At 40.1% G+C, this 25975-nt stretch carries 23 protein-coding genes; 12 read left to right on the top strand and 11 right to left on the bottom strand.

What is annotated here, in order from left to right; translation table 11 throughout:
* Positions 1–2 precede the first annotated feature (2 nt).
* A complete protein-coding gene (gene radC, locus ACWPKD_RS10235; RefSeq protein WP_455412596.1) occupies positions 3–695 on the bottom strand; it encodes a RadC family protein in 693 nt (230 codons plus the stop codon).
* A 49-nt stretch (positions 696–744) separates the two neighbouring features.
* Here radC and ACWPKD_RS10230 point away from each other — a divergent pair, with 49 nt between their 5' ends.
* The gene (locus ACWPKD_RS10230) at positions 745–1332 is read left to right on the top strand and encodes a DUF1287 domain-containing protein (RefSeq protein WP_455412595.1); all 588 of its coding nucleotides are present in this window, start codon (positions 745–747) and stop codon (positions 1330–1332) included.
* Here the strand turns inward: ACWPKD_RS10230 and ACWPKD_RS10225 are convergent.
* The 9 genes from ACWPKD_RS10225 to ACWPKD_RS10185 form a co-directional block, all read right to left on the bottom strand.
* Positions 1329–1976 carry a hypothetical protein gene (locus ACWPKD_RS10225; protein ID WP_455412594.1) on the bottom strand — a complete coding sequence of 216 codons (648 nt, stop codon included), beginning with the start codon at positions 1974–1976 and terminating at the stop codon, positions 1329–1331. The genes ACWPKD_RS10230 and ACWPKD_RS10225 overlap by 4 nt on opposite strands.
* 43 nt (positions 1977–2019) lie before the next feature.
* Complete coding sequence (locus ACWPKD_RS10220) at positions 2020–3375, bottom strand: UDP-N-acetylmuramate--L-alanine ligase (RefSeq protein WP_455412593.1); 1356 nt, start codon at positions 3373–3375, stop codon at positions 2020–2022.
* 17 nt (positions 3376–3392) lie between these two features.
* Positions 3393–4076 (bottom strand): tetratricopeptide repeat protein, encoded by a 684-nt coding sequence (locus tag ACWPKD_RS10215; protein ID WP_455412592.1) that lies wholly within the window; start codon positions 4074–4076, stop codon positions 3393–3395.
* Positions 4077–4270: 194 nt separating this feature from the next.
* Positions 4271–6421: a S46 family peptidase gene (locus ACWPKD_RS10210; RefSeq protein ID WP_455412591.1), complete on the bottom strand. Its 2151-nt coding sequence runs from the start codon at positions 6419–6421 to the stop codon at positions 4271–4273.
* Positions 6422–6580: 159 nt separating this feature from the next.
* Positions 6581–7825 (bottom strand): zinc-dependent metalloprotease, encoded by a 1245-nt coding sequence (locus ACWPKD_RS10205; RefSeq protein ID WP_455412590.1) that lies wholly within the window; start codon positions 7823–7825, stop codon positions 6581–6583.
* 119 nt (positions 7826–7944) lie between these two features.
* Positions 7945–8946, bottom strand: a complete 1002-nt coding sequence (gene obgE, locus ACWPKD_RS10200) for a GTPase ObgE (RefSeq protein ID WP_455412589.1) — start codon at positions 8944–8946, stop codon at positions 7945–7947.
* Between the two features lie 133 nt (positions 8947–9079).
* On the bottom strand, positions 9080–10312 hold the full coding sequence (locus ACWPKD_RS10195; protein WP_455412965.1) for a hemolysin family protein: 1233 nt from the start codon (positions 10310–10312) through the stop codon (positions 9080–9082).
* Positions 10313–10378: 66 nt separating this feature from the next.
* On the bottom strand, positions 10379–10951 hold the full coding sequence (locus ACWPKD_RS10190) for an adenylate kinase (RefSeq protein WP_455412588.1): 573 nt from the start codon (positions 10949–10951) through the stop codon (positions 10379–10381).
* 47 nt (positions 10952–10998) lie between these two features.
* Positions 10999–11529 carry a phosphoribosyltransferase gene (locus ACWPKD_RS10185; protein ID WP_455412587.1) on the bottom strand — a complete coding sequence of 177 codons (531 nt, stop codon included), beginning with the start codon at positions 11527–11529 and terminating at the stop codon, positions 10999–11001.
* Between the two features lie 119 nt (positions 11530–11648).
* Here ACWPKD_RS10185 and ACWPKD_RS10180 point away from each other — a divergent pair, with 119 nt between their 5' ends.
* The 6 genes from ACWPKD_RS10180 to ACWPKD_RS10155 all read left to right on the top strand — a co-directional run bounded on the left by ACWPKD_RS10180 (position 11649) and on the right by ACWPKD_RS10155 (position 17793).
* Positions 11649–12179 (top strand): hypothetical protein, encoded by a 531-nt coding sequence (locus tag ACWPKD_RS10180; RefSeq protein ID WP_455412586.1) that lies wholly within the window; start codon positions 11649–11651, stop codon positions 12177–12179.
* A gap of 82 nt (positions 12180–12261) precedes the next feature.
* Entirely contained in the window at positions 12262–13377 is a 1116-nt protein-coding gene (locus ACWPKD_RS10175; protein WP_455412585.1) for a hypothetical protein, read from the top strand.
* Between the two features lie 97 nt (positions 13378–13474).
* Positions 13475–14629 (top strand): 5-(carboxyamino)imidazole ribonucleotide synthase, encoded by a 1155-nt coding sequence (locus ACWPKD_RS10170; protein ID WP_455412584.1) that lies wholly within the window; start codon positions 13475–13477, stop codon positions 14627–14629.
* Positions 14630–14632: 3 nt separating this feature from the next.
* Positions 14633–15046, top strand: coding sequence for a hypothetical protein (locus tag ACWPKD_RS10165; RefSeq protein WP_455412583.1), 414 nt, complete (start codon positions 14633–14635; stop codon positions 15044–15046).
* Between the two features lie 27 nt (positions 15047–15073).
* A complete protein-coding gene (purE, locus tag ACWPKD_RS10160) occupies positions 15074–15559 on the top strand; it encodes a 5-(carboxyamino)imidazole ribonucleotide mutase (protein ID WP_455412582.1) in 486 nt (161 codons plus the stop codon).
* A gap of 206 nt (positions 15560–15765) precedes the next feature.
* On the top strand, positions 15766–17793 hold the full coding sequence (locus tag ACWPKD_RS10155) for a M3 family metallopeptidase (RefSeq protein ID WP_455412581.1): 2028 nt from the start codon (positions 15766–15768) through the stop codon (positions 17791–17793).
* Between the two features lie 69 nt (positions 17794–17862).
* On the opposite strand, the gene ACWPKD_RS10150 is transcribed toward ACWPKD_RS10155, so the two are convergent.
* Positions 17863–22551, bottom strand: coding sequence for a beta strand repeat-containing protein (locus ACWPKD_RS10150; RefSeq protein ID WP_455412580.1), 4689 nt, complete (start codon positions 22549–22551; stop codon positions 17863–17865).
* Positions 22552–22968: 417 nt separating this feature from the next.
* Here ACWPKD_RS10150 and ACWPKD_RS10145 point away from each other — a divergent pair, with 417 nt between their 5' ends.
* The 5 genes from ACWPKD_RS10145 to ACWPKD_RS10125 all read left to right on the top strand — a co-directional run bounded on the left by ACWPKD_RS10145 (position 22969) and on the right by ACWPKD_RS10125 (position 25972).
* Positions 22969–23472, top strand: coding sequence for a GbsR/MarR family transcriptional regulator (locus ACWPKD_RS10145; RefSeq protein ID WP_455412579.1), 504 nt, complete (start codon positions 22969–22971; stop codon positions 23470–23472).
* A 67-nt stretch (positions 23473–23539) separates the two neighbouring features.
* Positions 23540–24481 carry a hypothetical protein gene (locus ACWPKD_RS10140; RefSeq protein WP_455412578.1) on the top strand — a complete coding sequence of 314 codons (942 nt, stop codon included), beginning with the start codon at positions 23540–23542 and terminating at the stop codon, positions 24479–24481.
* Positions 24478–25191 (top strand): YqjF family protein, encoded by a 714-nt coding sequence (locus ACWPKD_RS10135; protein ID WP_455412577.1) that lies wholly within the window; start codon positions 24478–24480, stop codon positions 25189–25191. The genes ACWPKD_RS10140 and ACWPKD_RS10135 overlap by 4 nt, the downstream gene beginning before the upstream one ends.
* Positions 25188–25559 carry a hypothetical protein gene (locus tag ACWPKD_RS10130; RefSeq protein WP_455412576.1) on the top strand — a complete coding sequence of 124 codons (372 nt, stop codon included), beginning with the start codon at positions 25188–25190 and terminating at the stop codon, positions 25557–25559. The genes ACWPKD_RS10135 and ACWPKD_RS10130 overlap by 4 nt, the downstream gene beginning before the upstream one ends.
* Complete coding sequence (locus ACWPKD_RS10125; protein WP_455412575.1) at positions 25556–25972, top strand: DoxX-like family protein; 417 nt, start codon at positions 25556–25558, stop codon at positions 25970–25972. Before ACWPKD_RS10130 ends, ACWPKD_RS10125 begins: the two co-directional genes overlap by 4 nt.
* Positions 25973–25975 lie beyond the last annotated feature (3 nt).

Raw genomic sequence — 25975 nt, 5'->3', positions numbered from 1 at the left:
ATCTACAAAATTCCCTCATCGGCAAAACTAAAATAGGCCTTCTCGGTAACGATCACGTGATCGAGTACGGAAATATCGAGATGTTTTCCGGCTTCCTTCAGTTTTCGGGTGACCTGTTTATCCGCTTCACTGGCCACTAAAGCTCCGGAAGGATGATTGTGTACCAAAACAATGGAGGTGGCATGGTGCTCCAGAGCGGTTTTGTAAATGATGCGCGTATCCACAACGGTTCCTGTGATGCCGCCTTTACTGATTTGTGACTTATAAATCACTTTATTCGAATTGTTAAGAAACACCACCCAAAATTCTTCGTGCGGGAGTTCCCCCAGCAGCGGTTGCATGAGTTCAAAAACTGTTTTACTGGAAGTAATTTTGAAAAGTGTTACAGCTTCTTCGGCTTTCCGCCTTCGGCCTAATTCCGTGGCGGCGACTATGGAAATGGCTTTCGCTTCCCCTATTCCTTTGAATTGTGTCAATTGTTTCACAGGAAGTTTTCCCAGGGCATTCAAATTATTATCAACCGAAGACAAAATACGTTGGGAAAGTTGTACGGCGCTTTCATTTCGGCTGCCGGAACCAATCAGGATGGCTAGCAATTCGGCATCACTGAGTACCGATTTTCCTTTGAGCAGTAATTTTTCACGGGGCTTATCGTCTTCAGCCCAATACTTTATGGAGAAGTTTGTAGTTTCCATGGCTTATACTTAAAAATTTATTTTGGCGTTATACTGAAAAAACGAAGATATGAAACTTTTATACTACTTAGTCATTTTCTTACTTTTTAATAGTTTCATCGTGTCAAATATGGACTTTTATCAGAAGTTATCCGATGCTGCGCTGACACTGACCAAAGACAACGTCACTTACGACCCGAGTTATGTCACACTTAAATATCCCGGTGGCGATGTTGCCAAAAACAAAGGCGTTTGCACCGATGTGGTAATCCGCGCCTACCGAAAACTGGGCATCGATTTACAGAAAGAAGTGCATGAGGACATGAAGGCAAATTTTTCACTATATCCCAACCAGAAACGATGGGGATTAAAAAAACCGGACACCAATATTGATCATCGCAGAGTGCCCAATCTGGAAGTATTCTTCGAACGAAAAGGCAAAAAACTCATAGTGAGCCAAAACCCGAAAGAGTATAAAACGGGCGAAATCGTAACCTGGATGATTAACGATAAACTGCCGCACATTGGTATCGTTACCAACAAAAAATCACCGGACGGCAAACGCCCGATGATTGTTCATAATGTGGGTGCCGGACAAGTGTTGGAGGATTGTTTGTTCTCCTACGCCATTGTCGGGCATTATAAGTATAGTCGTTAATCTATATCATAAGAAACAAGGCGGTCTTCATAAAAAAAGTTCCCGGAAAGCCCTGCACAATGTGTATTGACAAAACCCAACCCTTGCTTATACTGAAAAAAAACATAATTGTCCGGAGTTTCTTCCGGTCTGGTTGAAATAAAGTTACCGTAATACGAATGAACCAAATAATCAGATCCTTCCACGTTCACCTGGATGGGATTCGGTAATAATTGATAATTAACATTCCCGAATACTGTATAATTTCCAACATCAGGATTTGGAAACCTAACTTCTCTTGAATACTGATATTGATTATCTGTTCCCGGGTGAAGCACCAGCCCGTCTGAATTAACCAAATGGCCGAAGCCGTCAACGCGCAGATTTTCAGTAAAGGATCCTGTAAATCTAGTATTATCATATTGGTTATGAACAACTTTTTTGTACGTATAATTTCCAACTACAGAATCGCCCTGAACCCTTACACTATCAATGTAAGTAGTATGACTATAAGTGATATTATCGTTGGAATAATAACGCTTGTATACCCAAAGATTCCCCTCCTCCAATCTAAAGAAATCCTCTTGCGGATCGGCAGTGGAATCATCATTGGAACACGAACAAAAAACTGCCATTGAACACAATAGCAAAATAACTTTTTTCATAACTTTAACACTGGTTTTAATACAAAACGACAGTGCTAAAGTATTATTGCATCAGATTTTTCACTTCATCAAAATTCAATCCCCCGTAATTCCCGGAACTCATCAGCAATAAGGCAGAATTCTCTAAATCACGGTTGAACAAAAAATGTTTAAATTCTTCCGGATTGGTATAAATGATCAAATCGTTACGTTTGAAAGCCTGTGCAATCTGTTCGTATGTTACTTCTTCCAGTTGTTTGATTTTTACGGCATCGGGTGAATAGAACACCACCGCTACATCGGCATTGTCCAAAGCGCCTTCGTATTCTTTTAAAAAAGCTGCATTTAAACTACTATAGGTGTGCAATTCCAGACACGCTACCAAAGTTCGGTTCGGATATTGTTCTTTTACAGCTTTAGTCGTGGCCGCTACTTTGCTTGGGGAATGCGCGAAATCTTTGTAAGCAACTTTGGTCTTGCTTTCCGCAATTTTCTCCAAACGTTTGGAAGCACCTTTGAAACTGGCAATCGCTTCGTAGAAATCCGCCTCGTCCACACCCATGTTCTGGCAAATCCACTTGGCGCCCGCTAAATTGTTCAGGTTGTGCGCCCCAAACACTTCAATCGGCATTGGACCTTCCGGAGTTTCTAATAACGTAACGCCATTTTCTACTGCATATTCCGGTGTATTGTACGCAATTTTACGGATTGGATTAGTCGCGGCTTCTGCTACCCGTTTTACTTCCGGATCGTTTTCGTTGTAAACTAAAATACCACCATTGGTAAGCTTCTGAATGAAAATTTCAAATTGCTCTACATAGTTTTCATAGGTTGGGAACACGTTGATATGATCCCACGCAATACCACTGATTAAGGCAATATTCGGTTGGTATAAATGAAACTTTGGTCTTCTGTCAATCGGTGAGGACAAATATTCGTCGCCTTCCAAAACAATGAAGTCATTCTCCTCGGTTAAATGCACCATGGTATCGAAACCTTCCAACTGTGCTCCTACCATATAATCCACATTGATCCCGTGATAATGCATTACGTGAAGAATCATAGAAGTAATGGTCGTCTTTCCGTGGGAACCCCCGATTACCACACGCGTTTTATTCTTGGACTGCTCGTATAAAAACTCCGGATAGGAATAAATTTTCAATCCTAATTCCTTTGCTTTCAACAATTCAGGGTTGTCAGCTTTGGCGTGCATTCCTAAAATAATCGCTTCGATGTCTGACGTGATTTTTTCAGGAAACCAGCCCATTTCTACAGGTAATAATCCTTTCTTTTCCAATCTTGATTTCGAAGGTTCGAAGATAGCATCATCGCTACCGGTTACCTGATAGCCTTTACTGTGTAATGCTAATGCCAAATTGTGCATGGCCGCTCCGCCAATCGCTATAAAATGTGTACGCATTTGTTTATTCTATGTTGTTATCTGTCGAAATCAGCCTTCAGTTTTTTGGCTTTTTCAACATTTTTTAATTTGTTCAAATATAAATCATAAAGCTTTTCGAAAGTGGTTTTGGACTGGCCAATTTCATGCGCTTTCTTCAGATTATTTTCCGCACGGGTATACCGTTTAAAATAGACATCGATGTAGCCTTTGGACAAATAACCGTCTACTTTGGACAATTGCATGAGCTCGTCGGCGTATTGCTGGGCTTTGGTTTCGCTGCCGCCTACAATTCCGGGCAATTCGATATAGTACATTACTAAAGCCCAACGGGTATCAATGTGTTTTGCATCGAGTTTTGCAGCAGTTTCAAAAGCTTCTCTAATGTCGCCAACCATTCCCAAGGCCTTAAACTTACTCACCGATTGGGCTTTCAATCCTAAAGCACCACCAAATTTGTAATGGTAGTTTGCCGTTTTTGGGAATTGGAGTTTCAGTTTTTTATAGTAACCGATAGCTTCGTCCCATTGTTTCTGGTAACCGGCAATGTCTCCAAGATATTCCAAGGTTTTGGAATCGTTTGGACGCTCAGTTAGATACTGCTCAAAGAATTTCTGGGCAACAGTATACTTTCGCTCCTGAAAGAGTTTCACGCCCTTGTCGTAATCGGATTGTGACCAGATCCAACAGGGAAACAGCAAAAGAAATAAAAAATGCCTCATGGGTCAAAAATAGGGAAAAGCATCCAAACACAAAAGACCTTTGCTTTTTAGCCCCGGGTGCAGCGATCCCGATAGCAATCGGGATAAAGCGGAACACGGGAACTACGTTTGCAAAAATACCCAGACCAATCGCTCCAAAAAAAAAATCCGGACACATTGCTGCGTCCGGATCTTAATTTCCATAAAGGAAAAAATTATTTCACGATAGTCATTTCGTCTACGATGTGTTTCGCTCCTGAGAAGTTCTCAATCACCCACAATACGTAACGAATGTCACAGTTGATGGTTCTTTGTAAGTTTTTGTCAAAGATTACGTCACCCGCCATAGCCTCGATGTTTCCGTCGAAAGCCAAACCGATTAACTCTCCTTTTCCGTTCAATACCGGTGAACCTGAGTTACCACCTGTAATGTCATTGTCCGTTAAGAAGTTTACGTGTAACGATCCGTCTTTATCTGCATAACGACCGAAATCTTTGTTTTTGTTCATTTCCAAAACACGCGTTGGCAAATCGAATTCCTGATCACCTTTTTTGTATTTTTTCACCTGACCAGCCAAAGTCGTGTAGTTGTTGATAGTCGCATCATTACGTTTGTCTGCTGGCAAAGAGCGAACTTTTCCGTACGTTAAACGTAATGTTGAGTTAGCATCCGGATATTTGATTGTTCCGATTTTAGACTCACGTAATCCTTCCACCAACTTACGGAACGCTGCACCGTAATCGTTTTGTGCTTTAGCAACCTCGTCTGATTTTGAGTTATAGTGGTTCAATAAATCGTTTGATAATTTCACTAATGGATCATTAGTAATTAACGCTTCGTTCGGCACTTCCAAAAAGGCTTTGATTCTTTCTTTAGAAGATAAGATACTCAAATCGAAAGCAGCGTTTACGTATTTAGTAAAATCATTGTTGTTTGCTTTTCCTAATTCTGCAACTGCCGGAGCAATCGCGTAACCTGTAGACTTCGTAGCATACAATTTCAATTCTGCAGCCAAGATGTCTTTTTCAGCAGGAATGTGTACTTCTTTGAAGAATTCTTCTGCCATTTCAGCAATAGCCGGAGCCATTTGTGCACGTCTAGCAGCATCCGCTTTAGCGTAGTTCTCCAATTGTTTTCCTAAACTTCTTGAAACTGTTCCGTAAGCACTTGTTCTCAACAATTGCATTAAGTAATTGTCATGACGTGATTTCTCGTTAGTCAGTTTGTAGAAGTTGTTGATCGTAGCTACTACGTTTCCGTATTTTGCTTTGTTCTCCGCTTTGTTAGCCCATTTGTTGAATTTAGCTTCCTGAGCCGCTTTAGTTTTAGCTGTACCGAATTTCGTTAAGGCATCAATCATACCCTGACGGTTTTTCCAGTAATTAGCTACACCCGCATATTTAGAAGCATACACCAAGTTCAAAGCATCGCTCTGATCCATGTATTTTTTCATCGCGTCCATTCCGGTTTTAGAACCTTCTACCCAAGCCGGGTAAGCAAATTTTACGTTTTGCTCGATTCCTGAAGCCGGCATCCAACGGTTCGTTCTTCCCGGATATCCTAAAATCATTGCGTAATCGTTTTCTTTAACCCCTCCGATGTTTACCGGTAAGTAATGTTTAGGTTTTAAAGGCACGTTATTAGTTGAATACTCAGCAGGGTTACCGTTAGCATCACCATAAACACGGAACATAGAGAAATCCGCAGTGTGACGAGGCCACTCCCAGTTGTCTGTATCGCCACCGAATTTACCTAAACTTTCCGGAGGTGTACCTACTAAACGAACATCTTTATAATCCTGGTAAACAAAGTAGTAGAACTCATTTCCCTGGAAGAAAGAACGAACCGAAACAGTATATTTTCCTCCTTCGTTATTTTCTTTTTCAATTTTAGCGATTTCAGCATTGATCGCTTTTTCGCGCTCTGCCTCAGTCATTTTATCGTTTACTACAGCTAAAATTCTTTTGGAACAATCATCCATACGAACGAAGAAACGTACGAATAAGCTTGAAGGCTTTAATTCTTCCATTCTTGAATTCGCCCAGAAACCGTTTTTCAAGTGGTTTTTCTCTGCTGTCGACAATTCTGCAATAGCGTCATACCCACAGTGGTGGTTGGTCAACACTAAACCGTCTTTTGAAATCATTTCCGCAGTACACCCTCCGTTGAACTGAACGATAGCGTCTTTCAAACTGTGATGGTTAATACTGTAGATTTCTTCAGCGGTTAACTGCAATCCCATTTTTTGCATATCTCTGTGGTTCAAACGCTCGATGAACATCAAAAACCACATACCTTCATCCGCTTTCACACTTGAAGGAACAAGCATGATTGCTGCGATTAGAGATAAAAGTAATTTTTTCATAGTTAATTTATTTTTAGTGGTGCGAATATAATTTTTTTTGGCTAATTGACAGGACATTATGGTTTACAATTCACAAACGTTAAGAAAATTTTAACAAAACGTGATATAAAAAAGAAAAGCGCCCCGAGGAGCGCTTTACCATGTTTTTATGCCTGAAAATTATTCTACAACAACTTTTTTCGTAGCGATTTCATTGTCTGTTTTAATTGTAACAAAATAAACTCCTGAAGCCGTAGCATTTAAATTGATGGTTTGCAACAAACTTCCGTTCTGAGCATATTCGCTATCTAAAACAACTCTTCCTGACTGATCCACTACCTGAATGCTGTAGTTAGAAAACACTTCTTCAAACTGAATATTGAAACTTCCTTTGTTCGGGTTAGGATAAACAACAAATTTAGATTTGAACGCTTCGTTGTTACCCAAAACATTCGCCTGGAATTGTGAAGCAATTGCATTATAATACGCTCTCATCACATCTGCCTGACCTTGTGTAAACATGTACATGCAAGCATCATCAACATAATCCATATAGTTCATGGTTAAAGCATACTGACCTGCAACACAACCCGCTACACTTCCGTCTGCCGGACAGCTGTATGTTGCTTCACCTACTTTTGGTGTATCAGCGATACCGTCATCATCCGTTCCACAACCATTATCATTAGCAAAAGTATGATCTAAGTTGAAGAAATGTCCTAATTCGTGAGTCACGGTTCTTCCTAAGTTATAAGGAGCACCCGGAACATAACCTGTACAACCCGCACCTGAAGCGAAAGCATTATTATCCATTACAACAGTCGCACCGTTTCCAGGAGTTCCTCCGAGTGGAGAATATCCTAAAATACCGCCCGAAATATTTCTTACCACAAAATTCATATAGCCTGCCCAAGTAGGATCATTGTCACTGTTGGACAAGAAATCTGTACCAAAAGTAACCGCCACATCACCGTTTACCAATCCTGTACCGGCAGGGTGGTTTCTAGTAGCCAACACAAACTCAACATCTAAATCCCCAACCACAACGCCAGGGTAAAAACCACTTGCCGCTGTCCAGTTGGAAAGATCTGAGTTCATTGCATTATAATCTGCATTTAGAATATTAATCTGATTTTGAGCAAAGTTCCTTAAACAGGTTTTTACTGCAGCTGATGCAGCACCGGCACTTGGGTAATGTACCGCAACCGGGATTCTGATAGTTGCATTTGCATTTTTACCGGTTTGACGAAGTGCCAAAATTTTCTGGTACTCAGCACGGAATTTCTCCTGAATCGCTAAATATTCTCTTTTCTTTTCAGGATCTTGCATCAACTTGCTCATGTGCTCATGAGCACCACAGGTCCTTTGCTGTGATATAGCCATTTGGGAAACCATAGCTATGATTAAAAGTAATTTGATTTTCATTTAGTTAGGTTTTAGTTAAGTCGCAAAAATAAAATTATTTTTTAATTTTATAACATATTACTATTTAAATTGTTAAATAAAAAAAGCGCTCAAATGAGCGCTTTTTTTACTTATTTATTTTATGCATTAAGCATTTGCCAAAGCTTGTCTTTCAGTTCTATAAGCCCTTGTTGTGCCACAGAAGAAATAAACATGTATTCTGTGCCTTTAAACTCTTTATCGAGTTGCTTTTTCATTTCCGATTTCAGCTCCTCATCCAGCATGTCGCATTTGGAAATAACCACCAAACGGTCTTTGTCCAACATCTCCGGATTATAACGACGTAATTCATCAATCAGAATGTCGTATTCTTTTATAATATCGGCGGCATCGGCTGGAATCAGGAACAACAAAGTCGAATTCCGTTCAATGTGACGCAGGAAATAATGGCCTAAACCTTTTCCTTCGGCAGCTCCTTCTATGATTCCAGGAATATCTGCAATTACAAACGACTGGAAGTCCCTGTAAGCTACAATTCCTAAATTCGGTTTTAAAGTTGTAAACGGATAATCCGCAATTTTGGGTTTTGCAGACGTTAATACTGAAAGCAACGTTGATTTCCCTGCATTCGGAAAACCTACCAGCCCTACATCAGCAAGAACTTTCAACTCTAAGATCACATCGGTTTCTTCTCCTGGAATTCCGGGTTGTGCATAACGAGGCGTCTGGTTGGTCGAACTCCTGAAATTCCAGTTCCCCAAACCTCCTTTTCCTCCTTTTACCAGAACTTCCTTTTGTCCGTCTTCGGTGATTTCAAAAAGGGTTTCACCGGTTTCCACATCTTTTACAACCGTTCCCAGCGGCACTTCGATGAATTTATCTTCACCATCCGCACCGGTGCTTCGAGAACTTCCACCATCACCTCCGTGTCCCGCTTTAACGTGACGCAAAAATTTCAAATGAAAGAGCGTCCATAAGTTCTTGTTCCCCACTAAGATCACGTGGCCGCCACGACCTCCGTCTCCACCGTCCGGGCCTCCTTTTTCAATGAATTTCTCGCGGTGCAAGTGCGAAGAACCTTTACCTCCTTTTCCGGAAGCGGCATATATTTTAACGTAATCTACGAAATTCCCTTCTGTCATTTTATTTTCCTCTCTCTATATTAATGTCCAAAGTTTGATCATATCTGACAATCATAAACTGTCATCCATGTAACATCAAATCCTCAGTCATTTCTCAGTTTACAGTTTACAGTTATGCAAACCAAAATTTTATTTATTCATCATCTTTTAGGGCGCGGACCAAAACCTTATCGATTTTAACCCCGTCCATATCGATTACTTCCAGTTCCATCTTATTCCAGATCAGCTTTTCGCCTACTTTCGGTATATAGGTCAGCTCAGTCATAATCAAACCGCTAACAGTAGTCACGTCATAATCGTTGATCAGGTCGTCCATATCGAAATACGTCAGGAAGTCGTGCAACGAATAATGGCCGTCTACCAACCAGGTACCGTCTTCACGGGCAATCAACTGGAATTCTTCATCATAAAATTCAGCAGCATCTCCCACAAGGGCTTCCAGGATATCGTTCAAGGTAATAATTCCCTGAACCACACCATATTCATCGGTTACTAAAGCGTAATGTACTTTTGTTGTTTTGAAAATTTCCAAAGCTTTATAGGCCGAAGTATGCTCAATGAAATACACCGGTTCTTTCACGATGGATTTCAAATCAAAAGTTCCTTTTTTCTCAAAAGCCAGGAACAAATCCTTCAAAAGCACCATCCCGATCACGTTGTCAAGATTCTCTTCACAAACAGGATACAGCGAATGCAATTCTTCCAGTACTTTTTCTTTGGTTTCCTCGATGGTATCTTCCAAAGTTAAATACATCAGGGATTTACGGTGCGTCATTAAGGAATTAATCTTTCGGTCACCAATGTGAAACACGCGCTCCACAATGTCCTGCTCAATTTCCTGAACTTCCCCTACTTCGGTCCCTTCTTTAATGATGGCTTTGATTTCTTCCTCGGTTACCTTTCCGTCTGCTGTCGGTTTGATTTTTAACACGTTCAGCACAAAATCGGTGGATGTAGTAAGCAACCAGATAAACGGAGCCGTAGCAACTGAGACCATTTTCATTGGAACAGCCACGGCCTTAGCAATGGTTTCCGGGTAATTCAATCCGATACGTTTCGGCAATAACTCTCCTAAAACCAATGAGAAATAGGTTAAAATCACCACTACTATCCCAACAGCTAAACTTTGAGAATATGGTTTTAATATTTCAAACTGCTCTAAAAAAAGCTGAACGTTATCGGTTACTTTTTCACCACTGTAAATACCGGTCAAAATACCAATTAAGGTAATCCCGATTTGTACCGTGGATAAAAATTTGTTCGGCGAATTCGCCAGATCCAAAGCTGTTTTTGCACTCGTGTTACCTTTTTTAGCGGCGGTTTCCAACCTGTTCTTTCTTGCTGATATGAGTGCGATTTCCGACATGGAGAAAACTCCATTTAGTAAAATCAGCAAGAAGATTATGACTATTTCCAAATTTTAGAATTTTAGTTACAATTTGTCTATCACATTACTCAAACGCTCGGTAATTTCGGCGATAGAACCAATACCGTTTACGGCGTGGAATTTATTTTGTGCTTTATAGTAATCCATCAACGGAGCGGTTTTTTCATTGTACTCCTGATAACGGTTACGGATTTTTTCTTCATCCTGATCATCAATACGGCCTGAGGTTTTTCCTCTTTCCAGAATTCTTTCCACTAAAACATTGTCATCGGCTTCCAAAGCAATCGTGGCGGTAACTTCCCAGTTTTTGGTTTTCAGAAAAGCATCAAGAGCATCGGCTTGCGCTAATGTTCTTGGAAATCCGTCGAACAAAAAACCTTTGGAATCCATGTTTTTCTCTACTTCATCCTGCAGCATCTTAATGGTTACGCTGTCCGGAACCAAATCACCGTTGTCGATGTAGCTTTTGGCCTCTCTTCCCAAAGCGGTGTCATTTTTCATATTGAAACGAAAGATGTCTCCCGTGGAAAGATGTGTTAAATTGTATTTCTCTTTTAAAAATTCTGCCTGAGTTCCTTTACCTGCGCCCGGTTTCCCGAACAAAACAATATTGATCATTTTAAAAAGTTATGTTTATGTGTGTTGTTATGTTTATTCTTATTTAATCATTTTAACTGATATACTTCCGGCAGATTTCTTCCTAATCCATCATAATCCAAACCAAAACCTACGATAAACCGGTTTTCAATTTCTATACCAATATAATCAATTTTGATGTCTTTTTTATACGCTTCCGGCTTTAAAAACAAGGTGGCAAACTTCAGTTGCTTCAGGTTTTTCCCAGCAAACATTTTTTGAAGTTCTTCCACAGTATTCCCGGTATCCACAATATCTTCAATCACCACAACGGTTCTTCCGCTAAGGTCCTGATTCAGTCCGATCAGCTCCTTTACTTCATGGGTTGTTTCCATGCCGTCGTAAGAAGCCATTTTGATAAAACTGACTTCACACGGTTTTTTATAATGTTTCATGAAATCGGAAACGACCATAAATGCACCATTCAAAACACCAATAAACACGGGGATTTCATTGCCCAAATCATCGGCAACCTGTTTCGCCATCCTGGCAATCGCCCAATCCAGTTCTTCCGCCGAAATAAAAGGCACAAACTGTTTGTCGTGAAGTTGAATTTCCATTGTTAACGTATAGAATAATTGGCAAAGATAATTAATTTTAGATATGAGTTATGAATTATAAGTTATGAATTGTTAATCTGGCTTTTTCACTTAATTTAGTACTTTCAAGAAAATCAAAAATGAATTTGACCTTCAGCGAACAGTTAAACCGTATAAACGCCAGCACTCTGAACCGCAAGGGCATGCGGGATTTCGTACTCCAACATCCGGAACATCTGGAAGAACTGATTGCTTTCGGAACCGACCTCAACAATAAAAACCATCATAAAGGCGTTTGGATTATCGAAATGTTAGCCGAACACCAAACCGAATTACTCGCTCCGTTTGCAGACCGAATTTGCACCACCATCTCGAAGTACACCAATGATTCCGCCATAAGGGGTATGTCGCGCGTGGCTTATTTTTTAGGAACTTCCGGAAAAATAACGCTTACAGAATTCCAACACGAAAAACTGGTGGAAATCTGTCTCGACTGGCTCATCCGTGACGAACGTGTTGCCTGCAAAGTATACGCAATGAAAACCCTGCAGCATTTTGGCAAAAATGAACCCTGGATTACTGAAGAAATAAGAGATATCGTCAGTCGCGATTATACCCACCAATCGGCAGGATATAAAGCCGCTGCGAAAGAAATTCTAAAAAACAAATAACAATTACAACATCGTTCCATATTGGCTAACTATTGACCTTGAAAAAAATTTTAACCAGAAACAATTTACCCAAACAAACTCTATGACCACTCACCCTATCGAAAACAAAACGAACTGGTTTTCTAAATTCATCATTTCCTTTTTAGGTCTTTTCGGAATCGGAAATTCACTTTTAACCTTTATTCCTTTAATCCCTGACACTGTTGAAAGAGAGGTTACTCCATTTGTAGTTATAACTGTATTCTCTCTTTTTCTCATAGCTTCGATAGTCTTTTCAGTCTATTGGCATAAAAAAGAAAAAACAGGCACCATCGATTCCAACAAATATAAAGACTGGTCAATTGCCCTTTTGCGCTATTGGATCGCCTTTCAAATGACGAGTTTTGCCTTTTCGAAATTTTTTGAAGTGCAGTTCGGGATTGCTTACATCCATAAAGATACTCCACTTAGCATGCTGTCCGGAAACGAACTGACCTGGTCGTATTATGGATACTCTTATGCACTATCCTTCATAATAGGCATCATGCAGCTTGGCGGTGGCATACTGCTTTTATTTAGACGTACGCTTTTATTGGGAGCCGCCATACTCTTCCCGATAATGATTAATATCCTCCTGATCAACTTCTTCTATTTGAATGGCCCAGGAGCTTATATTACCGCAGTTTTAACCAATCTTGGCTTGTGCTATTTGCTGTTTTTACACAAAGATGAAATCATCGCTTTTTTCACAAACTTAAAAACCGCAACCCAACCGCTTAACAATGCAACTTTTAAAACCGTTGGTAAAATCATGAGCATCGCAACTGCCGCTGTATTTGTGACGTATTTCAGTTTCTTCCATGTAAAAGTCCCTAAAAGCCTTCATGGAAAATGGCACGTAACATCTATGGTTCGCAATGGTAAAAACATAGACGATTTTGCATGGATTAAAGACACTACAGCTTGGAAAAACATTTATTTTGAAGAGCGAAACCAATTATTATATTGTCCGAATCCTTATGTTTATATCGACAGTGTTTCCGTTTTTATGAAATACGATTATGATGAAGAAAAAAAATCCATGAAGGTAATCGCCTTCGAGCGGGAAACCCCAGATACCATCCCCGTGGATTTCAAACTGAACAAAGACAATATTTCCTGGAAAATGGTGCTTTACAACGACACGATCCAAATGCAACTGAAAAAAGTAAAGCTGTAAATACAAAACCTAAAACCCGGCAACTGCAAACCTGTCGGGTTAATTTTTTCCTTTTTTTCAAAAACACTATCTTTGTGCCTTACACAACACAACTGCAATGAATTATTTTTCTTCCGATTTCAAATTAGGAATCTTAGGCGGAGGTCAGTTAGGAAAAATGATCCTGACGGAAACCCGCAAATTAGACATTCAAACTTACGTTCTAGACTCCAGTAAAGAAGCACCTTGTCAATTTGGTGCGACAAAATTCTTTTTAGGAAGTTTAATGGATTACGACACCGTTTACCAATTTGGCAAAATGGTTGATTTACTGACCATTGAAATCGAAAACGTAAACTTAGACGCTTTGGATGCCTTGGAAGAAGAAGGTTTAAAAGTCTATCCATCTCCGAAAACCTTACGCTTAATTCAAAACAAAGGACGTCAGAAGGATTTTTATGTAGAAAACGGAATCCCGACTTCGGCACACCAGCGTTTCATAGGCATCAATGATCTGAAAAAAGCACTGGAAGAAGACGAATTGGATTTTCCTTTCGTTTGGAAATGTGCGCAGTTCGGCTACGACGGTAATGGAGTGAAAATAGTTCGTTCCACCATGGATTTAATGGATTTACCGGAAGTGGAATGCATCGCCGAACAGATGGTACCTTTCAAAAATGAATTAGCCGTTATTGTTTCCCGAAGTGTTTCCGGTGAAGTAAAAACCTACCCGGTAGTGGAAATGGAATTCCATCCGGAAGCCAATCAGGTGGAATATGTAATCTGTCCGGCCCGTATTGACGACAAAGTGGCCAAGAAAGCCCAAAAAATAGCCTTAAAAGTTTCGGAAGCCTTTAACCACATCGGCCTTTTAGCCGTGGAAATGTTTCAGACGGAAGACGACGAAATTCTGGTAAACGAAGTAGCGCCCCGTCCTCACAATTCCGGACATTACAGCATTGAAGCCAGTTATACGTCACAATTTGAACAACACATCCGTTCCATTTTAGATTTACCTTTAGGAAATACAGACAGCAAAGTAGCCGGAATCATGGTAAACCTGATAGGCGCTGAAGGATTTTCAGGCCCGGTGATTTATGAAAACATCGAAAAAATCATGGCTATTGACGGCGTGACACCTCACATCTACGGAAAAAGGGAAACCCGTCCGTTCCGAAAAATGGGCCACGTGACCATCGTGAACGAAAACATGGCCGAAGCAAGAAAAATTGCGGAAGAAGTAAAAAACAGTATCCGAGTGATTTCAATTTAAAAAATGATGAAAAAAACAATTCGATTGACACTAATAATACTTTCATGTATAACAATCCAATCTTGTGGTTTTGGCTATTCCGTTAGTCAAAATTTCACTCCATTAAAAAATACCACTGCAACTTGTGACAATCCTCCCCAAAATGTAGAGTTATTCTTTGAAGGTGAGAAAATAGATTTCGAATACGAAAAAGTAGGTATGATAGAGGTGCAGGGAGAACAATTTTCCAATGATGCAGAATTACTAGAAAAAATAAAAACGCTTAGTAAAAGTAAGTGCTGTGACGCCATTATAACCCTAAAAAAAACGTATATTGACAGAGAAAGAGGACTAGTTTTCAGCAGCGAACCCACTCAAAAATATTCTGCAATAGTTTATCACGGGTTGGCTGTTAAAAAGAAAGCTGCAATCAATTAAGAAGCGTGTTAAAAAACTTAAAATAAAATGAATAAAGTAGCCATCGTAATGGGAAGTGTTTCCGACATGCCGGTCATGCAGGAAGCCATCGACATATTAAAAACCTTCGGAATCGAGACAGAAGTAGACATCGTTTCAGCACACAGAACCCCTGAAAAGCTTTTCGATTTCAGCAAAAATGCTCACAACAGAGGAATTTCGGTTATTATTGCCGGAGCTGGCGGAGCTGCACATTTACCGGGTATGGTTGCTTCGATGAGCCCGCTGCCTGTAATTGGTGTTCCGGTAAAATCGAGCAATTCCATTGACGGTTGGGACAGCGTTTTATCCATTTTACAAATGCCCGGTGGTGTTCCGGTAGCTACTGTAGCTTTAAACGGAGCAAAAAATGCAGGAATCCTGGCAGCACAAATCATCGGAAGCCACGACAAAGTAGTTTTGGATAAAATGATTGAGTACAAAGAAGGATTGAAGCAAGCAGTACTGACTGCAGCAGAAAACCTGAAAAAATAAAACAGTAAGGATATAAAAAAGAAAAAGCGCTTTGTGGCTAGCGCTTTTTCAGGGGTCCACAAAACTAATGGGTTATATTAGTTTAGTGTATCGTAATATTTTTGGGCCAAAAAGAGCTGTAATAATTTAGAAATCAAAATTATACTTGTCAAATATATAATTCCATTCGATATACAACAAATAAAATCGATGAAATACATAACAAAATGAATATTCTTACTAAATATTTTTCAACTAAGCACAATACAGCTCCATTTTCGCAGATAAAAATCGAAGATTATGTACCGGCCATAAAGGAAGGCATTGCTTTAACGCGTTCCGAAATTGATGCGATTGTCAATACGGATGAGACGCCCACTTTCGAAAACACTATTGAAGCGTTAGAATTTGCCGGACAGACACTGGACAGAATCACCAGCATTTTTTTCAACCTGAATTCAGCCGAAACCAGTGACGAAATGCAGAAAATAGCACAGGACGTTTCGCCGATGCTGACCGAATTGAGCAACGACATTACGTTAAATGTGGCACTGTTTGAACGAATCAAAGCCGTTTACAATCAAAAAGACCAACTGGATCTTTCCACGGAACAAGCCACTCTTTTAGACAAGAAATTCAAAAATTTCTCCAGAAACGGAGCGTTATTAGCCGAAGACAAGAAAACCAGATTACGTGAAATCGATACCGAACTGGCCAAATTAAAACTGACGTTCGGTGAAAATGTTTTAGCCGAAACCAATGCGTTTCAACTCCATATCACTAACGAGGAAGATTTAAAAGGTTTGCCGGAAGGCGCTGTTGAAACTGCCCGCTCCATTGCCAAGAGCCATAATCAGGACGGATGGGTTTTCACTTTAGACATTCCGAGTTATCAGCCTTTTGTAACGTATGCCGACAACCGCGAATTGCGTAAAGCACTGGCAATTGCCTACGGAAAAAAAGCATTTCAGCAGAACGAATTCAACAATGAGGCCAATGTTTTAAAAATTGCCAACCTCAGACACGAAAGAGCCAATTTATTAGGCTATAAAACCCATGCCGATTTCGTTTTGGAAGAGCGCATGGCACAAACCCCTGAAAAAGTAAAATCCTTTCTAAACGATTTATTAACCAAAGCCAAACCCGCAGCACAGCGAGAGTTTTCACAGTTAACCGGCTTCGCTGAAAAACTGGATGGAACCCAAAAGCTGGAGAAATGGGACGGAGCCTATTATTCGGAGAAACTGCGTCAGGAACTTTTCAATCTTGATGATGAAAAACTGAAACCGTATTTCAAATTACAGAATGTTCAGCACGGCGCTTTCGAAGTGGCAAAACGTTTATTCGGATTGACTTTCACAGAAGTCTTTGATATTGACAAATACCATGAAGATGTCCATACTTTTGAAGTAACTGATGCAAAAGGTGATTTAGTAGCCATCTTCTACTCCGATTTCTTCCCGAGAAAAGGAAAACGAAACGGCGCCTGGATGACATCTTTCAAACCACAATATATTAAAGAAGGCGTAAATGAAAGGCCACACGTATCCATCGTATGTAATTTTACCAAACCGACAGAAACCAAACCATCCTTATTGACCTTTAACGAAGTAACTACTTTATTCCACGAATTCGGTCATGCATTACACGGTATGTTAGCTGATACGACCTATCCTAGTTTATCAGGAACTTCAGTATATTGGGATTTCGTGGAGTTGCCAAGCCAGGTGATGGAAAACTGGTGTTACGAACCGGAAGCATTGGCTTTGTTTGCATATCATTACGAAACAGGCGAAATCATTCCTCAGGAATATGTTGATAAAATCAAGGAAAGTGCCAGCTTTTTAGAAGGCATGGCTACGATGCGACAACTTAGCTTCGGTTTATTGGACATGGATTTTCACGGTGCCGATCCTTCCAACATCACCAATGTAAAAGCCTTTGAAAAAACTTCAATGGAAAACACGGCTTTGTATCCGGATGTAGCGGAAAACTGCATGAGTGTTTCTTTCTCACATATTTTCCAGGGCGGTTATTCGTCGGGCTATTACAGTTATAAATGGGCTGAAGTTTTGGATGCAGATGCTTTCGCATTTTTCCAGGAAAAAGGAATCTTCAACAAAGAAGTAGCCGATAAATTCAAAGACAATGTGCTTTCACAGGGTGGTACCGATCATCCGATGACGCTGTACAAAAAATTCCGCGGACAGGAGCCGAAACCTGAGGCATTGTTAAAACGTGCCGGGTTACTTTAATAGCAACTTTACTTATATCCATAAAAAAAGCCACCTCGATTGAGGTGGCATTTCTATTATAAAGCAGTCTTATTTTTTGATCACTTTCACTGTTTTCACTGCATTGTCCACACGCACTTTTACAAAGTAAGTTCCTCCGGCCAATCCAGACATATCTACAGTTGCATTCATTTGGTTGACAGTTTTAACCATAACCTGCTGACCAATTGTATTATATACTTCAATGTCTGAAATATTCTCAGAATAGCTAACATTTAAGATATCTGTAACCGGGTTAGGATATACTTTAAAAGCAGCTGTATCAAAATCTGAAGTTCCCAGTGTTACGGTTACAGTAACCCCTAATGAAGTTGCACTTGTACAACCTCCTACCGTTTGCGTTGCATAATAAGTAGATCCAGTTATCAAAATTGTTCCCGCAGGAAGTGCATTTGTTCCGGCCACAGCATCAGCTGCAGAAGGATACCAAATAATGTTTGATCCAACAACTACAATATCTTCAATTGTTGCATCCGTTGGAACCGGTACTGAAATCACCTGAGTGGTAGAACCTGTTGGAGCAGCCACAACGTTCACAGTTACTGAAACTGATAATCTCGGGCTCTCACATCCTGCGATCGTTTGTGTTACATAGTAAGTTCCAGTAGCCAAAGCGGTCGTTGATGCTAGAGCAGAACCTCCTGAAGGGCCTGCATACCACTGAATTGCTGTACCTGTAGCCACTAAATCCGCTACGGTTGCACTGTTACAGAAAGTTTGTGAAGAAGCAGTTGGCTGAGCCGTAACATTTACCGTTACTGATACTGCCAATCTCGGGCTCTCACATCCTGCGATGGTCTGAGTCACATAGTAAGTTCCTGTAGCCAAAGCATCTGTTAACGCTAAAGCAGAACCTCCTGAAGGACCGGAATACCACTGAATTGTTGTACCTGTAGCCGCTAAATCCGCTACGGTTGCAGTATTACAGAATGTTTGCGAAGAAGCTGTTGGCTGAGCCGTCACATTTACAGTAACTGACACTGCCAATCTTGTACTCTCACATCCTGCGATCGTTTGTGTTACATAGTAAGTTCCAGTAGCCAAAGCGGTCGTTGATGCTAAAGCAGAACCTCCTGAAGGGCCTGCATACCACTGAATTGCTGTACCTGTAGCCACTAAATCCGCAACGATTGCACTGTTACAAAAAGTTTGTGCAGAAGCGGTTGGCTGAGCGGTAACATTTACGGTCACTGTTACACTGTTGGTAGCAATTGTACAACCTGCTGCTGTTAATGTAGCGGTGTAAGTAGTCGTAACTGTAGGAGAAACAGATAAATTATTTCCAGTTCCCACTACTGTTGAACCATCAGACCATGAATAGGCTGTAATTGAAGTTGCAAAGTTTCCACCGAAAACCATTTTTGGTCTGTTGGATTGTGTATTTGTAGCTGTAGCTTGTGCACAAATTGCTGCTTGTGTTGCACTATCCGCTCTGTAATAAGCCATTGCCACAAATGAAGTAGCGTCGTATCGAACCTCAGCTGCTGTACCTCCTGTATTGGCATTACTCCAACAAAGGTTGATTAAAATATTTGAAGTTCCGTCCCAAACAAATGATGAAGCTCCACCACCGGTTCCGAAAGGTAAAGTCAATATTCCGGTTGCCGCCACATTTAAGTTACCGTTATACACCTGTGTTAAAGGAGTTGTATCAAAAGTAGTCGTCAAAGAATTCGTTGCAGTAGCTCCCATGCTAACGGTAAATCCATTGTAAGTAGTCCCGGCCGCTGTTACATCAAAAGCCAATGAGGTTAAACTACTTCCTGCACCAAAACCTGCTGCTGATAATTCCGAAGCTCTAATGATGTATTGTGCCTTGTATCCTCCATAATAATGCGTAAAAGGACTCACATAGTTTGTTGCAGACGTACCGCTGGAAGTTGTTGCCGAAGCACCAGCCCCCAATGTTTTTGTACCGATGTTAGTTAGTGTTGCACTTAAAACAGAACTTCCTGAGTTACAAATGGTCATTACTGAAGCATTTGCAGTGGCTGTTGATCCAAATAAAGGCTCATCTTGATAAGTATTTCCTGCTGAATTTTTTGACGTTAACGGATCGACTGCGGTTACGCTCCATGTTACCGTGGCGTTTACCGGTACCGCCGCCGGGATTAAACCTGTAAAATCAGATGTCGTCCCAGCCGTTAAATTCCCTCCGGTCATTGCAATTGGTGTTTGCGGCACTCCATTAAAGGAATAATTCAAACTTACGGAAGTAATATCATTACCTCCTGCCGTAATATTCGCAGTAACCATTCTGCTTACCGCAGTACACTGATTTACAATTGGATTTGGAGAAATACTGTTGATTACTACAACCGCAATTGGTATACCTGCAAACTCATCCGCACCAATATCCGGTGTGACCCCGTTACGTACATCCCCATCAAAATCATCTGTAAAGGTTGCAATTGCAACAGCTGCTCCTTCAATTAATGTCGGGGTAGCAGTATTGATGTGTAAAAACTGTCCATTAGACCCAACAGTGCTTACAAATGTTGGATTTTCAGTGATAGACGAAGCATCTCTCGTACTTACTCTTGTTTTGTATGCTGTTAAAGTTGCGTCTGTATTGGTTCCATCTGTAAAAATCGTACTTCCGTAGAACAAATTGTTGTTTGAAGCTGATCCGTACGATGTTAAAGTAGTCGATGATCTTCTGTATACTGCCGCAAGACCCGCACCGGCCACAGTAGAATTATTAACAAAAATATTGTTTCGTAACGTTACTGTAGGAGTACTGTTTGCAAAAACAGCACTTGATCCAAACAACGCCCCTGCACTTGAAGCATTCAACATTACGGTATTATAGTACACGTTTGCAGTTGTTCCTCCGGCAATATTGATTCCGTTTAGCGGGTTAGCTGCATTGGCAATTGGTGTTCTTAAATCCCCAACGATGTTGTTGTAAATATTATTTGTCGTACCTGCTGATACTAAAATCCCGTTTACAGTCCCGGTAGCATTATTGGCTTCCAGATTATAAACTTTATTCTTGTAAACATTACATGTTACTGATGTAGCTACAGAAATCCCTGAAACAGTATTTCCTCCGGTAGTGGTTAACCCGTAAACCGTATTATTATAACAGTCTACAGTACCCGCAGTAGTATCTCCTATATTAATACCATTAATAGCTGCTCCGCTACTCATCGTATGAACAAGGTTCCCGCTCACCGTACTTCCGGCAGCACCGTAACCATGAGAGATTCCAAAAATACCACTCGTTCCTCCCGTAATATTAGAAACCACATTATTGATTACATTTTCAATCTGTGCAACAGTAGTATATTGTCTGATCCCGTAAAAATTCGTTGCTCCGGTTACAGAAATATTGGAAAAGTTGTTATTACTAACTACTGCTGTTCCTCCAGTTGGTGAACCAAAATTATAATATCCATACATAATTCCTCCCGCACCCGTTTTACTGAACGATCCTACAACCGAGTTGTTGTTTACTGTAAAATTATTCGTCGAACAGTTATTGTTTATCAGATACGTTGTAGCAGTTGTATTAACCGACATATTTGTAAACGTATTCCCGCTAATACTCAAAGTACCCGCAGTAACAGCATTCTGGATAAAAGTAATTGTACCCGTCCCTGCCACCGTGTGACCGCTGGTATTGAAATCGTTATTATTAATATTCAATGTGGCAGTAGCTGAAGCAGTAGTTGCATCATTGTGAACCCCTAAAATTGATCCGCTGGCATTAGCACTTCGTACTGAGATATTGTTATTAAGGATATTATTTGTAAAAGTCCCTGTCGGTGCATTATTAAAACTCGGAATAAAAATCCCTCTTAATGTACCAGCGGTAACCCCTCCATTGGAACTTGTTACCGTATTAAAAGAAATATTGAAATTTTTAGTATTTCTCACCAAGATACCATTTACCGTACCCGAAACATTGGCATAGCCCGAAAAAGTACCGGTAGTCCCGTAATTTGTAATAGTGTTTCCTGTAGCCAAAGCAACACCTCCAATATCTACTCCATCATTATGATCTGTAGCCGCAGTAGGTCCCACAACTACGATACCCATATTTACATCGGTAATCTGGTTCCCATAAATTTTAAGACCGTGATTTCCTCCCGTTACACCCGTTGCTGTTGCAGAAGTTGTTGGTGCAGCAGCCGTATGTGTCGCATTAGCATAAATACCGAAAGTATTCTGGTACGTTCTGTTTAAATCTATGGTATTGTTTTGAACGGTAATGTTCTGACAGCCATCGGTTACCGAAGCATACAGCAAGGCAACACCCCATTCTGTCATGTTATTACTTGCAGCAGTGGTTGTTGTATTTGCTGCATTTTCAAGCATTGTAAAGTTTTGAATAGTAACATAATCCGAACCCACAAGCTTGAAGATAGCATCATTAAGGTTACCGGCCGTTAAAGCACCGGAAGCCGTAATTGTACTGGCACTACCTGTAATTGTAATGGTGTTGACCGATGTTCCTACAGCCGTAATTACATACCCTCCTGCTGGAGCCGTTTCGTTACCAGCCAACGTAATTACTACCGGACTGGTAATGGTCGCACCATTCAAAGCGGTAATAGCAGTGGCTAAATCCGGATACGAAGCATTCAGCCCTGATCCGCTGTTAGTTGTTACCTGCGCAAAAGAAAAGGCAGAAACAAAAAAAGTCAGCATCATACCCAAAACCATCGACATTGATCGTTTTTTAGCACGTAACTGATTTTCAGAAGTAAACATTTTTAACAAAAAATGCACTCCATTTTTAAAAAAGTAATTTTTACTCATATATGTCTGTTGATTATTGGTTACAAATTTAAAAAAAATGCCTCCTCGTTTTGTTTTCCAAAATTCTCAGGAGCCTTTCGTCGATTTTTTAACACCGTTTATCCTTTATTGTTGTTTTTAAAACATAAAGGATTCGTTTTGTTATTATTAAACAGCTTTTACTTACTAAAAATACTACAAAAAATTGATATCTGTCCCTAATATGTATCATTTTGTCCCAAATTTTGTTACAAAAAGTTGCAATGTCAAGCAATTTTCAAAGTTTCAATAATTTTTGAAAGTTTAAAAATATTTTATATCTTTGACCTATGACAATGAGCCTTTTTAAGGCGTTTGCATTTGACCTTTAAAAAACAATAAGAACTTCAAATGGAATTCAAAGAAGCTAAGAATAAATTTGTTCAGACCTGGGGAGCCTTAGGATCGCAATGGGGCATCAATAAAACGATGGCACAGATCCACGCCTTGCTGATGGTATCGAACGAACCGGTTTCTATGGAAGACATTATGGAGGAGTTACAAATCTCCAGAGGTAATGCCAGTATGAACTTACGCGCCCTGATGGATTGGGGTATCGTCTACAAAGAATTCAAAGCCGGGGAACGTCGAGAGTTTTTCACCGCTGAGAAGGATCTGGATGAATTGGCCGTAAAAATTTCAAAAGAGCGCAGCAAGAGAGAAATTAAACCTGCCTTGAAAGTTTTAAAGGAAGTGTCCTCAATTCAGGCAAATGCATCGGCAGAAGAAAAACATTTTGTGGAACAAACCTCCAAACTGTACGATTTCGTTTTAAAAGCAGACAACGTACTGGACAAAATCACCGAATACAAAGACAATTGGCTGGCACAGCTGTTTGTAAAATTTATGAAATAAAATAATCAATTATATTTTTTTAAATAAAAGTTTCAATTTTTTCTGAAAGTTTAAAATAATCAATATTATGAAAATATTAAAACCATTAGCCGGAATCCTGTTTAGTGCTCTTTATGCCCTGATTATCCGTTATGCTGCAGCATTCGGTTATATCGACATCAACTCAAGCTCTTATCTTATCATCGCACCAATGGTGATGAGCTTCATTCCGTTTTTCCTTAATGACGAAACGTTCCTTAAAAGCATACTGAAATGTATTTGCTATCCTTTGTTAGCCGTGGTACTTTTTCTTGTGATTGCGGTGATAAGCAGGATTGAAGAACTTTTATGTTTCATCATAATCGGATTGCCCTACGTTTTGATTTCGGTCTTCACCAGTTTAGGGTTACGCCAAATCATGAAAAATAGAAAAAAGAACCGCCTACAAGCCAACCTTTTGCCGCTCTTACTGCTCCCTTTTCTTTCTCATGCCGTAGAAAATCATATCGGAAAGCAAACTATTGAACACAAAACCGAAAGCACGATTATCATCAACACAGACAATGAAACGATTTGGCGGCACTTACATGCGGTTCCTAACCTGTCAAAATTCACGCGAACAAGTTTTATCAACAGCATCGGCATTCCAAAACCTATTCATTCCGAATACGATCCGGTTAAAAACATCCGTCTTGGCTATTTCGACAACGGCATCATTTTACACGAAAAAGTCGTGGAAGAACAGCACGGCAAAAAACTGAGCTTTTCAATCGACATGCAAAAATCCACCATCGTGAACAGTCCGACGCTAGAAAATGTGATCAAAGAAGAATCGATACAATTTGACAAAATCACTTACGAATTGACCCGCATAAGCTCAAAAACCACAGCCGTTAAACTCACCTGTAATTACCGTCTGAAAACTAATTTGACGAATTATACAAAATTCATAGCCGGAAAAATCCTGTTAGATTTCGAAGAAAACTTACTGAATGCTTTAAAAAACAACCTTGAAAACCTACCGTCATGACCTTCTTAACCGCGAACTGGAAAAACCTGATACTGGCCAATTACATCGTGCAACCGGAGCAACTAAAAAAATATCTACCGGCTGGTACTGAGTTGGATTACTGGAACGGAAATTGTTACGTAAGTTTAGTAGGTTTTCTATTCCAAAACACCAAAGTTTTAGGGTTCAGCATCCCAAAACATACCGATTTCGAAGAAGTGAACCTGCGTTTTTACGTAAAGCGTTTTGAGAATGGCCACTGGAAACGCGGTGTGGTGTTTGTGAAAGAAATAGTTCCGAAACGCGCCATCACTTTTGTAGCCAACTCTCTTTATAACGAACATTACGAAACCCGTGACATGACGCATCAGAACCAACTTCAGGCCGAAATCCTAACTGTGGGTTATCATTGGAAAAACCAAAGCGAAACACATTCCATAGCAGTAAATGCGTATGACTTTGCCACAGAAACCGATGCCGATTCTGAAGCCGAATTCATCATGGAGCATTATTTCGGATATACCAAATATAACGAAAGTACTACCTACGAATACGAAGTACAGCATCCGAAATGGAAACATTACGTCATCAAAAACCATCAGATTAGCATTGATTTCAAAACGGTTTACGGAAACGATTTTGCCTTCCTGAACCAACTCGAACCAACTTCTGTATTTTTAGCGGAAGGTTCTGAAATCCAGGTAAAAAACAAACAAAAAATTGTATTATGAGACGTCTGAAAGCTTTTATCAAATTTGCAATGTTGTTCTGTTTCCTGTTATATCTGACCTGCTATTTGCGTTTTATCGGCCAGGTGTTTTTGGAACTCGCCGTACTGATATCAGCACTAAGCATTACCCTCGATGTGTATACTAAACCCATTACCATCTATCGGAAAGAACTGAAAATTTTCTGGATCACTACAATCCTGAACTTAGCGATAGTCTCTGTGTTTTTTGAAACGGTACTGAACAACGACATCCTGCAGTTCCCTTTCATCACTTTCTTTCCAAATGTATGCGCGCTTTACTTTTTGAGAATCCTGAACAAACTTATCCGGTATGAAGAAGCCGTTAAACCTAACACTTACGAACCATGAACAACACAACGAAGAAAACAGCAATGCTACAACATTACAAATCACAAAACCATTGGACGCAAATCACAACTTTTCTCATTGTAATGGTCTGGTTCTGTAACGGTTTTTTTTGCAAAGTACTGAACCTTGTACCCAGACACGAGCAGATTGTTGCAGTTTTCTTCGGAAAGGATATGGCGCGGGAAATGACTTTTTTAATTGGTTTTTCAGAAATCCTGATGGCCGTCTGGATTTTTAGCGGAATCCATTCAAAGCTGAACACACGCCTGCAAATCGCAATCATAGGACTGATGAACGTTCTGGAATTAATCTTCGCCTCCGACCTGTTGCTTTGGGGCAGATGGAACATCATTTTTGCAGTGTGTTTTATGATTTTCCTGTATTATCGTGAATTTGTTGAATCTAAAAATTAAAAC

It is taken from the genome of Flavobacterium pedocola, assembly GCF_053764385.1.
The sequence above is the reverse complement of the archived record's forward strand: the minus strand, read 5'-3'. Positions and strand labels throughout refer to the sequence as shown.

Excerpts from the sequence above, each read along its gene's own strand:
- radC (WP_455412596.1), bottom strand. The coding sequence starts at position 695 with ATGGAAACTACAAACTTCTCCATAAAGTATTGGGCTGAAGACGATAAG.
- ACWPKD_RS10230 (WP_455412595.1), top strand. The coding sequence starts at position 745 with ATGAAACTTTTATACTACTTAGTCATTTTCTTACTTTTTAATAGTTTC.
- ACWPKD_RS10225 (WP_455412594.1), bottom strand. The coding sequence starts at position 1,976 with ATGAAAAAAGTTATTTTGCTATTGTGTTCAATGGCAGTTTTTTGTTCG.
- ACWPKD_RS10220 (WP_455412593.1), bottom strand. The coding sequence starts at position 3,375 with ATGCGTACACATTTTATAGCGATTGGCGGAGCGGCCATGCACAATTTG.
- ACWPKD_RS10215 (WP_455412592.1), bottom strand. The coding sequence starts at position 4,076 with ATGAGGCATTTTTTATTTCTTTTGCTGTTTCCCTGTTGGATCTGGTCA.
- ACWPKD_RS10210 (WP_455412591.1), bottom strand. The coding sequence starts at position 6,421 with ATGAAAAAATTACTTTTATCTCTAATCGCAGCAATCATGCTTGTTCCT.
- ACWPKD_RS10205 (WP_455412590.1), bottom strand. The coding sequence starts at position 7,825 with ATGAAAATCAAATTACTTTTAATCATAGCTATGGTTTCCCAAATGGCT.
- obgE (WP_455412589.1), bottom strand. The coding sequence starts at position 8,946 with ATGACAGAAGGGAATTTCGTAGATTACGTTAAAATATATGCCGCTTCC.
- ACWPKD_RS10195 (WP_455412965.1), bottom strand. The coding sequence starts at position 10,312 with ATGTCGGAAATCGCACTCATATCAGCAAGAAAGAACAGGTTGGAAACC.
- ACWPKD_RS10190 (WP_455412588.1), bottom strand. The coding sequence starts at position 10,951 with ATGATCAATATTGTTTTGTTCGGGAAACCGGGCGCAGGTAAAGGAACT.
- ACWPKD_RS10185 (WP_455412587.1), bottom strand. The coding sequence starts at position 11,529 with ATGGAAATTCAACTTCACGACAAACAGTTTGTGCCTTTTATTTCGGCG.
- ACWPKD_RS10180 (WP_455412586.1), top strand. The coding sequence starts at position 11,649 with ATGAATTTGACCTTCAGCGAACAGTTAAACCGTATAAACGCCAGCACT.
- ACWPKD_RS10175 (WP_455412585.1), top strand. The coding sequence starts at position 12,262 with ATGACCACTCACCCTATCGAAAACAAAACGAACTGGTTTTCTAAATTC.
- ACWPKD_RS10170 (WP_455412584.1), top strand. The coding sequence starts at position 13,475 with ATGAATTATTTTTCTTCCGATTTCAAATTAGGAATCTTAGGCGGAGGT.
- ACWPKD_RS10165 (WP_455412583.1), top strand. The coding sequence starts at position 14,633 with ATGATGAAAAAAACAATTCGATTGACACTAATAATACTTTCATGTATA.
- purE (WP_455412582.1), top strand. The coding sequence starts at position 15,074 with ATGAATAAAGTAGCCATCGTAATGGGAAGTGTTTCCGACATGCCGGTC.
- ACWPKD_RS10155 (WP_455412581.1), top strand. The coding sequence starts at position 15,766 with ATGAATATTCTTACTAAATATTTTTCAACTAAGCACAATACAGCTCCA.
- ACWPKD_RS10150 (WP_455412580.1), bottom strand. The coding sequence starts at position 22,551 with ATGTTTACTTCTGAAAATCAGTTACGTGCTAAAAAACGATCAATGTCG.
- ACWPKD_RS10145 (WP_455412579.1), top strand. The coding sequence starts at position 22,969 with ATGGAATTCAAAGAAGCTAAGAATAAATTTGTTCAGACCTGGGGAGCC.
- ACWPKD_RS10140 (WP_455412578.1), top strand. The coding sequence starts at position 23,540 with ATGAAAATATTAAAACCATTAGCCGGAATCCTGTTTAGTGCTCTTTAT.
- ACWPKD_RS10135 (WP_455412577.1), top strand. The coding sequence starts at position 24,478 with ATGACCTTCTTAACCGCGAACTGGAAAAACCTGATACTGGCCAATTAC.
- ACWPKD_RS10130 (WP_455412576.1), top strand. The coding sequence starts at position 25,188 with ATGAGACGTCTGAAAGCTTTTATCAAATTTGCAATGTTGTTCTGTTTC.
- ACWPKD_RS10125 (WP_455412575.1), top strand. The coding sequence starts at position 25,556 with ATGAACAACACAACGAAGAAAACAGCAATGCTACAACATTACAAATCA.